The sequence below is a fragment of the Streptomyces sp. NPDC056373 genome, from assembly GCF_042262425.1.
Lineage (GTDB): Bacteria > Actinomycetota > Actinomycetes > Streptomycetales > Streptomycetaceae > Streptomyces.
Window position 1 is genome coordinate 515,082 of record NZ_JBHJPX010000002.1, and the last position, 12,959, is coordinate 528,040.

9 protein-coding genes are annotated in these 12,959 nt (G+C 71.0%); 6 read left to right on the top strand and 3 right to left on the bottom strand.

Annotated elements, in window-relative coordinates; all coding sequences use genetic code 11:
* The first annotated feature begins 52 nt into the window (after positions 1–52).
* On the top strand, positions 53–838 hold the full coding sequence (locus ACFCXS_RS06270) for a protein phosphatase 2C domain-containing protein (RefSeq protein WP_376641892.1): 786 nt from the start codon (positions 53–55) through the stop codon (positions 836–838).
* A 64-nt stretch (positions 839–902) separates the two neighbouring features.
* Here the strand turns inward: ACFCXS_RS06270 and ACFCXS_RS06275 are convergent, their stop codons facing one another.
* Both ACFCXS_RS06275 and lon read right to left on the bottom strand, forming a co-directional pair.
* A complete protein-coding gene (locus tag ACFCXS_RS06275) occupies positions 903–1,394 on the bottom strand; it encodes a MarR family winged helix-turn-helix transcriptional regulator (protein WP_376641893.1) in 492 nt (163 codons plus the stop codon).
* Between the two features lie 191 nt (positions 1,395–1,585).
* A complete protein-coding gene (gene lon, locus ACFCXS_RS06280; protein ID WP_376641894.1) occupies positions 1,586–4,009 on the bottom strand; it encodes an endopeptidase La in 2,424 nt (807 codons plus the stop codon).
* Between the two features lie 175 nt (positions 4,010–4,184).
* Between lon and ACFCXS_RS06285 the strand changes: the two genes are divergently transcribed.
* A complete protein-coding gene (locus ACFCXS_RS06285) occupies positions 4,185–4,844 on the top strand; it encodes a GNAT family N-acetyltransferase (protein ID WP_376641895.1) in 660 nt (219 codons plus the stop codon).
* A gap of 13 nt (positions 4,845–4,857) precedes the next feature.
* Here the strand turns inward: ACFCXS_RS06285 and ACFCXS_RS06290 are convergent, their stop codons facing one another.
* Positions 4,858–5,700, bottom strand: coding sequence for a rhomboid-like protein (locus tag ACFCXS_RS06290; RefSeq protein WP_376641996.1), 843 nt, complete (start codon positions 5,698–5,700; stop codon positions 4,858–4,860).
* Positions 5,701–6,152: 452 nt separating this feature from the next.
* Here ACFCXS_RS06290 and ACFCXS_RS06295 point away from each other — a divergent pair, with 452 nt between their 5' ends.
* The 4 genes from ACFCXS_RS06295 (at position 6,153) to ACFCXS_RS06310 (ending at position 12,927) form a co-directional block, all read left to right on the top strand.
* Positions 6,153–6,830 (top strand): spermidine synthase, encoded by a 678-nt coding sequence (locus ACFCXS_RS06295; protein WP_376641896.1) that lies wholly within the window; start codon positions 6,153–6,155, stop codon positions 6,828–6,830.
* A gap of 135 nt (positions 6,831–6,965) precedes the next feature.
* Positions 6,966–7,706 (top strand): response regulator transcription factor, encoded by a 741-nt coding sequence (locus tag ACFCXS_RS06300; RefSeq protein WP_362245554.1) that lies wholly within the window; start codon positions 6,966–6,968, stop codon positions 7,704–7,706.
* Positions 7,703–8,812, top strand: coding sequence for a HAMP domain-containing sensor histidine kinase (locus ACFCXS_RS06305; RefSeq protein WP_352098397.1), 1,110 nt, complete (start codon positions 7,703–7,705; stop codon positions 8,810–8,812). Before ACFCXS_RS06300 ends, ACFCXS_RS06305 begins: the two co-directional genes overlap by 4 nt.
* A gap of 281 nt (positions 8,813–9,093) precedes the next feature.
* A complete protein-coding gene (locus ACFCXS_RS06310; protein ID WP_376641897.1) occupies positions 9,094–12,927 on the top strand; it encodes a multifunctional oxoglutarate decarboxylase/oxoglutarate dehydrogenase thiamine pyrophosphate-binding subunit/dihydrolipoyllysine-residue succinyltransferase subunit in 3,834 nt (1,277 codons plus the stop codon).
* Positions 12,928–12,959 lie beyond the last annotated feature (32 nt).

Below are 12,959 nucleotides of genomic sequence, written 5' to 3' on the forward strand. Positions count from 1 at the left end.
ACCGTTGCCGACCCCCTGCGGACCTTGTGAAGGGCTCGTGCAGACTGGCCGGATGCGCACGGAACTCGCCTCGGAGCCGGGAGACGCCGGCCGCCCCAACGAGGACTTCGCCGCTGTCGGGCTACCGGCCTCGGGGCAGGGCGGTTCAGCCGTCGTCCTGGACGGGGTCACACCGCCGAGGACCGGAACGGGCTGTCTGCATTCCGTTCCCTGGTTCACCGCACGCCTCGGTGGAGCACTGACCGAACTGACCGTTTCACTCCCGGATATCCCCCTGGTCGACGCCTTGTCCCGCGCCATCGCGCGTACCTCCGAGGCGCACGCCGCAACCTGTGACCTTTCTCACCCTCGGACTCCTCAGGCCACGGTGGTCGTGGCCCGGTGGAATCCGGACACGGTGGAGTACCTGGTCCTGTCCGACTCGGCCCTGCTGCTGGAGTCGCCCGACGGCGTGGTGACACCCGTACTCGACGACCGGCTGGCCCTGCTCCCCCGCTCGGCGCTCGCCACGGACGCGCAGGTGGACTCCACGTTCCGCAACATGGAGGGCGGCTTCTTCACGGCTGCCGCCGACCCCTCGGTGGCCGCCCGGGCGGTGACCGGAACCGTGCCCCGTAGCGAGGTCCGCGCCCTGGCCGCGCTGACGGACGGCGCGACGCGCTGGGTCGAGCGGTTCGGGGAAGGGGAATGGGCGGACTGCTTCCGGCTGATCCGCAAGGAGGGGCCGCAGGCCCTGGTGGACCGCGTCCGGACGCTGGAGAGGTCGGACGCCGCGGTGACCTTCCTGGGCCGGAGCAAGCGTCACGACGACGCGACGGCCGTGTACGTCGAGTTCTAGGTCGTGTCCGCAAAGTCCCGCCTGACCCGATCGACAGACCCTGGGCGCCGGACGCTCGCCCGGCCTACTTCTCCATGCCGCGGTTGAGCTGGTGCAGCAGCCGGGCCAGTTCCGTGACCTCGCGGGAGTCCCAGTCGGCCAGGCGGCCGGCGTAGCGGGCGCGGCGGGCCTCCCGGACCCGGCGAACACGGTCGTGGCCCTCCTGGGTGAGGGCGACGAGCCAGGCGCGTCCGTCGGCGGGGTCGGGCTCGCGCGCGACCAGCCCGAGTTCCTCCAGGGCGCGCAGCTGGCGGGACATCGTCGCCTTGCCGACCCCGATGTAGGCGGCCAGCTCGGTCGCCCGCTGCTTCCCGTGCTCGTCCAGCCGCACGAGCAGGCCGTACGCGGACGACTCCAGGTCGGGGTGGACCTCGCGGGCCATCTCGCCCTGGCTGGCCCGGGCGCGTCGCAGCAGCACGGTCAGCTCGCGCTCCAGCGCCAGGAAGGCAGGCTGGTCCACACCGCTTCCGGCCAGTCCGGCGTCCCGGTGTCCGTCGTCGTTGCCGCCCTCGTGCACGTCAGCCCCTGCCTCGGTCGTCGCCCGGCCGTGAGAGTGCCGGTACCTAAATTTTCCGCCACCTGCCGTGATCACCGCAGTTCGGCAAGTATTCCGCAGGTCAGGGCGTCCGTGTCCACAGGGCCACCACACGGTGAAGGCCCGGGCCTCCCTCATGGGAACCCGGGCCTTCCTTCATCCGGTCACGTCCGTCACGCCGCGACCGGAACCTCCGGCGCGGCACCCGCGGTGGCGGGCGCGAGCGCCAGCTCCAGGACCTGGCGGACGTCGGTGACGGCGTGGACGTCGAGCTTGTCCAGCACCTCCGCCGGGACGTCGTCCAGATCGGGCTCGTTGCGCTTGGGGATGATCACCGTGGTGACACCGGCCCGGTGCGCGGCGAGCAGCTTCTGCTTCACCCCGCCGATCGGCAGGACCCGCCCGGTCAGCGAGACCTCGCCGGTCATCGCCACGTCCGTGCGGACCAGCCGGCCGGACAGCAGGGACGCGAGGGCCGTCGTCATCGTGATGCCGGCGCTCGGGCCGTCCTTGGGGACCGCGCCCGCCGGGAAGTGGATGTGCACGCCCCGGTCCTTCAGGTCGGCCACCGGCAGTTCCAGCTCGGCGCCGTGGGAGCGCAGGAAGCTCAGCGCGATCTGCGCGGACTCCTTCATCACGTCGCCCAGCTGACCGGTCAGGGTCAGCCCGGCCGCGCCCGTCTCCGGGTCGGCCAGGGACGCCTCGACGTACAGGACGTCACCGCCCGCTCCGGTCACCGCGAGGCCGGTCGCCACGCCGGGCACGGACGTCCGCCGCTCGGCCGGGTCCTGGGCGGACTCGGGCACGTGGTGCGGCCGGCCGATCAGGTCGCGCAGGTCCTCGTCCCGGACGGTGAAGGGCAGCTTCCGCTCGCCGAGTTCGTGCTGGGCGGCGACCTTGCGCAGCAGCCGTGCGACGGACCGCTCCAGGGTGCGTACGCCGGCCTCGCGGGTGTACTCGCCGGCGAGCTTGCGCAGCGCGCCCTCGTCGATGGTCACCTCGTCCTCACCGAGCCCGGCCCGCTCCAGCTGGCGCGGGAGCAGGTGGTCACGGGCGATGACGACCTTCTCGTCCTCGGTGTAGCCGTCCAGGCGGACGATCTCCATCCGGTCGGCCAGGGCCTCCGGGATCGCCTCCAGGACGTTGGCAGTGGCGAGGAAGACGACGTCGGACAGGTCCAGCTCGACCTCCAGGTAGTGGTCCCGGAAGGTGTGGTTCTGCGCCGGGTCGAGCACCTCCAGCAGAGCAGCGGCCGGGTCGCCCCGGAAGTCCGAGCCCACCTTGTCGATCTCGTCGAGCAGCACGACCGGGTTCATCGAGCCGGCCTCCTTGATGGCCCGGACGATCCGTCCCGGCAGCGCGCCGACGTACGTACGCCGGTGGCCGCGGACCTCGGCCTCGTCGCGGACGCCGCCGAGGGCGACGCGCACGAACTTGCGGCCCATGGCGTGGGCGACGGACTCGCCCAGGCTGGTCTTGCCGACGCCGGGCGGCCCGACGAGCGCGAGCACGGCACCGCCGCGCCGCCCGCCGACCACGCCCAGTCCCCTGGCGGTACGCCGCTTGCGCACCGCCAGGTACTCGGTGATCCGCTCCTTCACGTCCTCCAGGCCGGAGTGCTCGGCGTCGAGGACGGCCTGGGCGCCCTGGATGTCGTAGGCGTCCTCGGTGCGCTCGTTCCACGGCATCTCCAGGACCGTGTCGAGCCAGGTGCGGATCCAGGAGCCCTCGGGCGACTGGTCGGAGGACCGCTCCAGCTTGTCGACCTCCTTGAGCGCGGCCTCGCGGACCTTCTCGGGCAGGTCGGCGGCCTCCACGCGGGTGCGGTAGTCGTCGGACTCCTCGCCCTCCTGCTCGCCGTTGATCTCGCGCAGCTCCTTGCGGACCGCTTCCAGCTGACGCCGCAGCAGGAACTCGCGCTGCTGCTTGTCGACGCCCTCCTGGACGTCCTTGGCGATGGACTCGGCCACGTCCTGCTCGGCGAGGTGGTCGCGCAGCTGCTGGGTGGCGAGCTTCAGCCGGGCCACCGGGTCGGCGGTCTCCAGCAGCTCGACCTTCTGGTCGGTGGTCAGGAACGGCGAGTAGCCGGAGTTGTCGGCCAGCGCCGAGACGTCGTCGATGGCCTGGACCCGGTCGACGACCTGCCAGGCGCCGCGCTTGCGCAGCCAGGCGGTGGCGAGGGCCTTGTACTCCTTGACCAAGTCGGCGAGATGACCCGGCAGCGGCTCGGGCACGGTCTCGTCGATACGGGTCCCCTCGACCCAGAGGGCGGCACCCGGACCGGTGGTCCCCGCGCCGATGCGCACCCGGCCCCGGCCGCGGATCAGCGCGCCCGGATCACCGTCGGCCAGCCGGCCGACCTGTTCGACGGTGCCCAGGACACCGGTGCCGGCGTACGTCCCGTCGATGCGCGGCACCAGGAGTACCCGGGGCTTCCCGGGCGTTGCACGGGCAGCGGCCTGGGCGGCCTCCACCGCGGCGCGGACCTCGGAGTCGCTCAGATCCAGCGGGACCACCATCCCGGGCAGCACGACCTCGTCGTCGAGCGGCAGTACGGGCAGGGTGAGCGGTGTGAACGCCGTGGACTCAGCAGCCATGATCTCCCCTTCGGCAGTCAAGTTGAGTTATGCCGACTCAATGCTTGGGAGGCCGGAGATGTTCCCCACCCGCTGTTCGCTGTCAGCGATCACCGACGACACCGGACGCGGGAGGGCGCGTAGGCTCCTCACTCGTAATAGATGAACCGGCACTTCAGTCATTACAGGGGACGACGTGGACGCAACCGTGCGGGCATGGGTGGACGGCTGGGTCGTCTCGCGCGGGGCAGCCCCGCCCATGACGGAGCCCTGGGGCTGGACCATCGACGTGGGCATGTTCGGGCACGTCACGCGGCATGTGCTCGGTGCCACCGGCGAGGACCTCGACGAGCCGACCGTCCGCAAGGTGGCCGGCGCGGTGACCGGGCACGGCGTGTGGCTGAAGGCGTTCCGGGACCCGGCGGTGATCTGCGGCTGGCTGGACGACAGCTGGTGGATCGACCCCGAGCCGGGTTACCTGATGACCGTCCCGCTGGCGGCGGACGGCGCTCCGGACGCCCCCGGCGGCTACCGGCTGCGCACGTGGTCGCGCGGCGGGGTGACCCGCCTGATGGTGGCCGCCCCGGACGGGTCGCCTGCGGCGCGCGGCCAGGTCGCACCGAGGGGCGAGACCGCCGTCGTCGACCAGATCGAGACCGCCCCCGAACACCGCCGCAGGGGGCTGGGCAGCCTCGTCATGAGGACGCTGCAGCACACCGCCGCCCTGCAGGGGGCACGGACCGGGGTCCTGGCCGGGACACCGGCGGGGCGAGGGCTCTACGAGGCGCTGGGCTGGGGCGTGGTGGCCACACTGACCAGCGCGAGGCACGACCCGCCTGCCTCCGCCCGGCCCTGACAGGCCACAGGCCTCAGGCGCCGGCTCCCCCGAGGCGGGTCGCGTACCACCGCCGGACCAGCGGCCAGGTCGCGATCCCGATGGCCAGGGCGATGAGGTGACCCCAGTTCGTCATCGGATCGGCGTAGGCGAGCAGGTCCTGGAGCAGCATCCAGCCGAACCCGGCCAGCAGCGGCAGACGCTGCCACAGCGGCAGCAGACCGGCCAGGGCGCCGATCCCTGCTGCGACGCCGAAGCTGACGCCGTAGTCGAGGCGGTGCAGGGAGCTGTCGGGTAGGTGCCCGGCCAGGACCGCCAGGCCCACCGGGACCTCGGTCGCGAGAGTGGCGAGGACGTGCCCGAGCAGGAAGACGCCGGCCGTGCGCACGCCCCCGATCCGCCGTTCCAGCGCGGTCAGCACCAGCACGAAGGCGATGGCGAACGGCGAGGTCACCCCGCCCGCCACCCACAGCGCGCTGCCGACCAGCACCAGCTCCGGCGTGCGCACCAGGTGCGTCACATCCGTGCTGGAGCCCTGGAGCAGGGCGTGCACGAGGGCCGGATCGGCATACGCGGAGATCAGCGAGGTGAGGCAGAGGAGGAGCGCGTATCCGAAGGTGAACGGCGTGCGGGTGGGGGTGGGCAGCAGCCACCAGGGGCGCCAACCGCCCGGCACGGCCCAGGAGCGCGGACGTCGCCGGGGCTCCGCCGCCGGACCGGGCTGCCGACCCGGCTGCCGTACTCCCGCGACCGCCCGCTCGCCCGGGCCCCGCTGCCGCGGGACCCCGTCCAGCAGCACCGTCGTATCGGTGCCGGGCCCACCGCTCGGCATCCCCGGCGCGACGGCACCGGGCGCACCGGGCACACCGGTCGGCATCCTCGGCGCGACGGCACCGGGCGCACCGGGCACACCGGTCGGCATCCCCGGCGCGACGGCACCGGGCGCACCGGGCACACCGGTCGGCATCCCCGGCGCGACGGCACCGGGCGCACCGGGCACACCGGTCGGCATCCTCGGCGCGACGGCGCCGGGCGCACCGGTCGGCATTCCCGGCGCATCGCCGCCGGGCAGCCCGCCGGGCATCCCCGGCGCATCGCCGCCGGGCGCGCCGGTCGGCGTCGATGCGGCCGGGTCGCGAGGCGGCGCGGTGCGTTCCACCACCGGCACTCCTTCCGTCGGGTCCCAGCCTTCGCTCCGGGCGCTCCGCTGTCTGTGACCCTCGCCACGCGAGAGCCGATTCACAGCAACCTGTAAGCCCCGCCCCGCGTCCCCACGAGACCCGGGGAAATGCGAGGCGCCACTCCCTCCACCCCTGTCAGGATGCCCCCATGCCTTCCTCGTACGACATTCCCGATGTCCTGGACCGTCGCGAGGGCCCCCACGGTGAAGTGGTGCTGCGGCGGCACGGCGACCGGCTGGAGATCATCGCCAACGGATGTTTCCTGATGGACACCTCCGACGGCCGCTCGGAGCGGCGGCTGGTCGACGCGGCACTGGACGCCCTGGCCGGCCGGGACCGCCCCGACGTCCTGATCGGCGGACTCGGCGTCGGCTTCTCCCTGGCGCACGCGGCCGCGGACCCGCGCTGGGGGCGGATCACGGTGGTGGAACGGGAGCACGCGATCGTCGAATGGCACCGCGACGGCCCGCTCTCCGCCCTCTCGGCCCGGGCCGTGGCGGACCCCCGTACACACATCGTCGAGGCCGATCTCGTCGCACACGTCAATGAGACATCCGACACGCATGACGCCCTGTGTCTCGACATCGACAACGGACCCGGCTGGACCGTCACGGAGGGCAACGGAGATCTCTACCGGGAAGCCGGACTGGCAAGCTGTGCAAGGGTGTTGAGACCTGGTGGGGTTCTGGCCGTCTGGTCCGCCCAGCCGTCTCCGGAATTCGAGGGAACCTTGCGGAATGCCGGGTTCCAACAGGTGCGTACCGAAGAGATCCCGGTTGCCCGGGGCGTTCCCGACGTCGTGCACCTCGCCATCCGCCCTGGATAGCAAAGGCGTACTGACTCCCCGTACGCTGCTCCCCTGACGCCGATCATTCAAGCGTCAATCGCAACCATGCGCAGGCATAGCCAGTCAGAAGGAATCACCCCACTGATTCCGGAAAGCACACCCCAGGGGCGGGCGATGGAGCAGACACAGACCTCCCACAACGGTTCGGCGACGGCTTCTCCGGGCGCACAGCGCCGGGTCCTGGTGGTCGAGGACGACGCGACGATCGTGGACGCCATCGCGACCCGCCTGCGGGCCGAGGGATTCCTCGTGCAAACAGCGGGCGACGGCCCGGCCGCGGTCGACACGGCCGAGGCGTGGCAGCCCGACCTGCTGATCCTCGACATCATGCTGCCCGGCTTCGACGGTCTGGAGGTCTGCCGGCGCGTGCAGGCCGCCCGTCCGGTGCCGGTGATGATGCTCACCGCGCGCGACGACGAGACCGACATGCTGGTCGGCCTCGGGGTCGGCGCCGACGACTACATGACCAAGCCGTTCTCGATGCGGGAGCTGGCGGCGCGCGTGCACGTCCTGCTGCGCCGGGTGGAGCGGGCCGCGATCGCGGCGGCCACCCCCCGCTCCGGCATCCTGCGCCTGGGCGAACTGGAGATCGACCACGCACAGCGCCGGGTCCGGGTGCGCAGCGAGGACGTCCACCTCACGCCCACCGAGTTCGATCTGCTGGTGTGCCTGGCCAACACCCCGCGCGCGGTGCTCTCCCGTGAGCAGCTCCTCGCCGAGGTCTGGGACTGGGCGGACGCCTCCGGCACCCGCACGGTCGACAGCCACATCAAGGCCCTGCGCCGGAAGATCGGCGCCGAGCGGATCCGCACGGTGCACGGCGTGGGTTACGCCCTGGAGACCCCGACGCCATGAGCGGCGGGCCGGCCGCACGGAGAAACCCCGGGGAGAACCCCTGGGGCGGGGTGAGCCCGTTCTCGATCAAGACCAAGCTGGGCGCGCTGGTCGTCATCTCGGTGCTGATCACCACGGGCCTGTCGGTGATCGCGGTGCACACCAAGACGGAGCTGCGCTTCATCACGGTCTTCTCGATGATCGCCACGCTTCTCATTACGCAGTTCGTGGCCCATTCACTCACCGCACCGCTGGACGAGATGACCGCGGTGGCCCGCTCCATCTCGCAGGGCGACTACACCCGCCGCACGCGGGAGAACCGCCGTGACGAGCTGGGCGACCTGGCCGTGACGATCAACGCCATGGCCGACGAGCTGGAGGCCCAGGACAGCCAGCGCAAGGAACTCGTGGCGAATGTCTCGCACGAGCTGCGCACGCCCATCGCGGGTCTGCGCGCGGTGCTGGAGAACATCGTCGACGGCGTCACGCAGGCCGACCCGGAGACCATGCGCACGGCTCTGAAGCAGACCGAGCGCCTCGGGCGGCTGGTGGAGACGCTGCTGGACCTGTCCCGCCTGGACAACGGCGTCGTACCGCTGAAACAGCGGCGGTTCGAGGTGTGGCCGTACCTGTCCGGCGTGCTGAAGGAGGCCAACATGGTCGCCTCCGTACGCGCGGGCATCGCCACCGGCTCGGGCAGTCACACCCGTACGGACGTCCACCTGCACCTCGACGTCCACCCGCCGGAGTTGACCGCGCACGCCGACCCGGAGCGCATCCACCAGGTCGTCGCCAATCTCATCGACAACGCGGTCAAGCACAGCCCGCCGCACGGCCGGGTCACGGTCAAGGCGCGGCGCGGTGCCCTGCCGGAGTCGCTGGAGCTGGAGGTCCTGGACGAGGGCCCAGGCATTCCGAAGTCGGAGTGGCACCGGGTCTTCGAGCGTTTCAACCGCGGCAGTGCCAAACGGCCGCAGGGGCCGGGCAGCGACGGCGGCACGGGTCTCGGCCTGGCCATCGCCCGCTGGGCCGTGGACCTGCACGGGGGCCGGATCGGAGTGGCCGAATCCGAGCGTGGTTGCCGGATTCTTGTCACTCTTCCGGGACTGTCATCTGTGCCAAGTTGACGTAAAGTTCGAACCGGAGTCACAAGATCCACGGGGGTCCGCGCTGACGGACACGTGTGATCAGGCACGGGCCCGCGCCATCGGCGCCCTGGGCCCTCCCCCGCTCTTGCCTCATTAAGCGGAACCACGCTTGTTTCCCGCCATTTCAAGCCCCGAAACACGGTTCCAGATGTGATGTGCACGACGTTGAACGGGCCCGGCCTGACCTTCCCCCTCCAGGGGGCGTAGCCTTGATTCCCGCTGTCCATCATCTTGTGAAGCGGAAGAGGGCGGTTGCCGCCGTGTCGCCACAGTCCCCCAGTAACTCGAGCATCTCGACCGACACCGACCAAGCGGGGAAGAACCCTGCCGCGTCGTTCGGTGCCAACGAGTGGCTCGTCGACGAGATCTATCAGCAGTACCTCCAGGACCCGAATTCGGTAGACCGAGCCTGGTGGGACTTCTTCGCCGACTACAAGCCAGGGGCGGCTGCCGCCCCGGCTCCGGCGGGTACCGCGGCCGCGGGGGCCGCGGGGACCACCACCACCGCTCAGCCGGCCGCTCCGGCCACTCCCGCGCAGGCCCCCGCCCCGGCGGCCGAGAAGCCCGCCGCAGCGCCGGCTCCGGCCCAGGCGAAGCCCGCCGCGCAGGCCCCGGCCCCCGCTCCGGCCAAGGCCGCCGCTCCGGCGCAGGCCGCCCCGGCGGCGAAGCCCGCCGCCAAGCCTGCCGCCGCGGCGAAGAAGGCCGAGCCCGCCGCCGAGGCCCCCTCGGGCCCCGAGCAGGTCGTGCTGCGCGGCCCCGCCGCCGCGGTCGCGAAGAACATGAACGCCTCGCTGGAGGTGCCCACGGCCACGTCCGTGCGCGCGGTCCCGGTGAAGCTGCTGTTCGACAACCGCATCGTCATCAACAACCACCTGAAGCGGGCCCGGGGCGGGAAGATCTCCTTCACGCACCTGATCGGCTACGCGATGGTGCAGGCCATCAAGGCCATGCCGTCGATGAACTACTCCTTCGCTGAGAAGGACGGCAAGCCGACCCTGGTCAAGCCGGAGCACGTCAACTTCGGCCTCGCCATCGACCTGGTCAAGCCCAACGGCGACCGCCAGCTCGTGGTCGCGGGCATCAAGAAGGCCGAGACGCTGAACTTCTTCGAGTTCTGGCAGGCCTACGAGGACATCGTCCGCCGCGCCCGCGACGGCAAGCTGGGCATGGACGACTTCACCGGTGTCACGGTCTCCCTGACCAACCCCGGCGGCCTCGGCACCGTGCACTCCGTGCCGCGTCTGATGCCCGGCCAGTCGGTGATCATGGGCGTCGGCTCCATGGACTACCCGGCCGAGTTCCAGGGCACCTCCCAGGACACGCTGAACAAGCTCGGCATCTCGAAGGTCATGACGCTCACGTCGACCTACGACCACCGGGTCATCCAGGGCGCCGCCTCCGGCGAGTTCCTGCGGATCGTCGCGAACCTCCTCCTCGGTGAGAACGGCTTCTACGACGACATCTTCGAGGCGCTGCGCATCCCCTACGAGCCGGTCCGCTGGCTCAAGGACATCGACGCGTCCCACGACGACGACGTCACCAAGGCCGCCCGCGTCTTCGAGCTGATCCACTCCTACCGGGTCCGCGGCCACGTCATGGCCGACACCGACCCGCTGGAGTACCAGCAGCGCAAGCACCCCGACCTGGACATCACCGAGCACGGGCTCACCTTGTGGGACCTGGAGCGCGAGTTCGCCGTCGGCGGCTTCTCCGGCAAGTCGATGATGAAGCTGCGCGACATCCTCGGCGTCCTGCGCGACTCGTACTGCCGCACCACCGGCATCGAGTTCATGCACATCCAGGACCCGAAGCAGCGCAAGTGGATCCAGGACCGCGTGGAGCGCCCGCACTCCAAGCCGGAGCGCGAGGAGCAGCTGCGCATCCTGCGCCGGCTGAACGCGGCCGAGGCGTTCGAGACGTTCCTGCAGACGAAGTACGTCGGCCAGAAGCGCTTCTCCCTGGAGGGCGGCGAGTCCGTCATCCCGCTGCTGGACGCCGTGCTGGACTCGGCCGCCGAGTCCCGCCTGGACGAGGTCGTCATCGGCATGGCCCACCGCGGCCGGCTGAACGTCCTCGCCAACATCGTCGGCAAGTCGTACGCGCAGATCTTCCGCGAGTTCGAGGGCAACCTCGACCCGAAGTCGATGCACGGCTCCGGTGACGTGAAGTACCACCTGGGCGCCGAAGGCACCTTCACCGGTCTCGACGGCGAGCAGATCGCGGTCTCCCTGGTCGCGAACCCCTCGCACCTGGAGGCGGTGGACCCGGTCCTGGAAGGCGTCTCGCGCGCCAAGCAGGACATCATCAACAAGGGCGGCACGGACTTCACGGTCCTGCCGGTGGCGATCCACGGCGACGCGGCCTTCGCGGGCCAGGGCGTGGTGGCCGAGACCCTGAACATGTCGCAGCTGCGCGGCTACCGCACCGGCGGCACGGTCCACATCGTCATCAACAACCAGGTCGGCTTCACCGCGGCCCCCGAGTCCTCGCGTTCCTCCATGTACGCGACGGACGTGGCCCGCATGATCGAGGCCCCGATCTTCCACGTGAACGGCGACGACCCGGAGGCCGTGGTCCGCGTCGCGCGGCTCGCCTTCGAGTTCCGCCAGGCGTTCAACAAGGACGTGGTGATCGACCTCATCTGCTACCGCCGCCGCGGTCACAACGAGTCGGACAACCCGGCCTTCACCCAGCCGCTGATGTACGACCTGATCGACAAGAAGCGCTCGGTGCGCAAGCTCTACACCGAGTCCCTCATCGGTCGCGGCGACATCACCCTGGAAGAGGCCGAGCAGGCGCTGCAGGACTACCAGGGCCAGCTGGAGAAGGTCTTCACGGAGGTCCGTGAGGCCACGTCGCAGCCGGGCACGGTCGAGTCCACGGACCCGCAGGCCGAGTTCCCGGTCGCCGTGAACACCGCGGTGACCACGGAGGTCGTCAAGCGGATCGCCGAGTCCCAGGTGAACATCCCCGACAACATCACCGTGCACCCGCGTCTGCTGCCGCAGCTGCAGCGCCGGGCGTCGATGGTCGAGGACGGCACGATCGACTGGGGCATGGGCGAGACCCTCGCGATCGGTTCCCTCCTGCTGGAGGGCGTCCCGGTCCGCCTGGCGGGCCAGGACTCCCAGCGCGGTACGTTCGGCCAGCGCCACGCGGTCATCATCGACCGCAGCACGGGCGACGAGCACACGCCGCTGCAGTACCTCTCCGAGGACCAGGCGCGGCTGAACGTCTACAACTCCCTCCTCTCCGAGTACGCGGCGATGGGCTTCGAGTACGGCTACTCGCTGGCCCGCCCCGAGGCGCTCGTGATGTGGGAGGCGCAGTTCGGCGACTTCGTCAACGGCGCCCAGACGGTCGTGGACGAGTTCATCTCGTCGGCCGAGCAGAAGTGGGCCCAGACGTCCGGCGTCGTCCTGCTGCTGCCGCACGGCTACGAGGGTCAGGGCCCGGACCACTCCTCGGCCCGCCCGGAGCGCTTCCTGCAGATGTGCGCGCAGAACAACATGACGGTCGCCATGCCGACGTCGCCGTCGAACTACTTCCACCTCCTGCGGTGGCAGGTGCACAACCCGCACCACAAGCCGCTGGTGGTCTTCACGCCGAAGTCGATGCTGCGCCTGAAGGCCGCGGCGGCGAAGGCGGAGGAGTTCACGACGGGCCAGTTCCAGCCGGTCATCGGCGATGCGTCGGTGGACCCGGCCGCGGTCAAGAAGGTCGTCTTCTGCGCCGGCAAGGTCTACTACGACCTGGAGGCCGAGCGTCAGAAGCGCGGCGTCACGGACACGGCGATCATCCGCATCGAGCGTCTGTACCCGCTGCCGGGTGCCGAGCTCCAGGCGGAGATCAAGAAGTACCCGAACGCCGAGAAGTACCTGTGGACCCAGGAGGAGCCGGCGAACCAGGGTGCCTGGCCGTTCATCGCGCTCAACCTGATCGACCACCTGGACCTGGCGGTCGGCGCGGACGTCCCGCACGGCGAGCGGCTGCGGCGCATCTCGCGCCCGCACGGCTCGTCCCCGGCGGTCGGTTCCGCGAAGCGTCACCAGGCCGAGCAGGAGCAGCTGGTGCGTGAGGTGTTCGAGGCGTAATCGTCCTCGCGCGTCCTGCGTGGCCGGGCCGC

Excerpts from the sequence above, each read along its gene's own strand:
- ACFCXS_RS06300 (WP_362245554.1), top strand. The coding sequence starts at position 6,966 with ATGGAGCAGACACAGACCTCCCACAACGGTTCGGCGACGGCTTCTCCG.
- ACFCXS_RS06290 (WP_376641996.1), bottom strand. The coding sequence starts at position 5,700 with ATGCCGACCGGTGTGCCCGGTGCGCCCGGTGCCGTCGCGCCGGGGATG.
- ACFCXS_RS06270 (WP_376641892.1), top strand. The coding sequence starts at position 53 with ATGCGCACGGAACTCGCCTCGGAGCCGGGAGACGCCGGCCGCCCCAAC.
- ACFCXS_RS06295 (WP_376641896.1), top strand. The coding sequence starts at position 6,153 with ATGCCTTCCTCGTACGACATTCCCGATGTCCTGGACCGTCGCGAGGGC.
- lon (WP_376641894.1), bottom strand. The coding sequence starts at position 4,009 with ATGGCTGCTGAGTCCACGGCGTTCACACCGCTCACCCTGCCCGTACTG.
- ACFCXS_RS06305 (WP_352098397.1), top strand. The coding sequence starts at position 7,703 with ATGAGCGGCGGGCCGGCCGCACGGAGAAACCCCGGGGAGAACCCCTGG.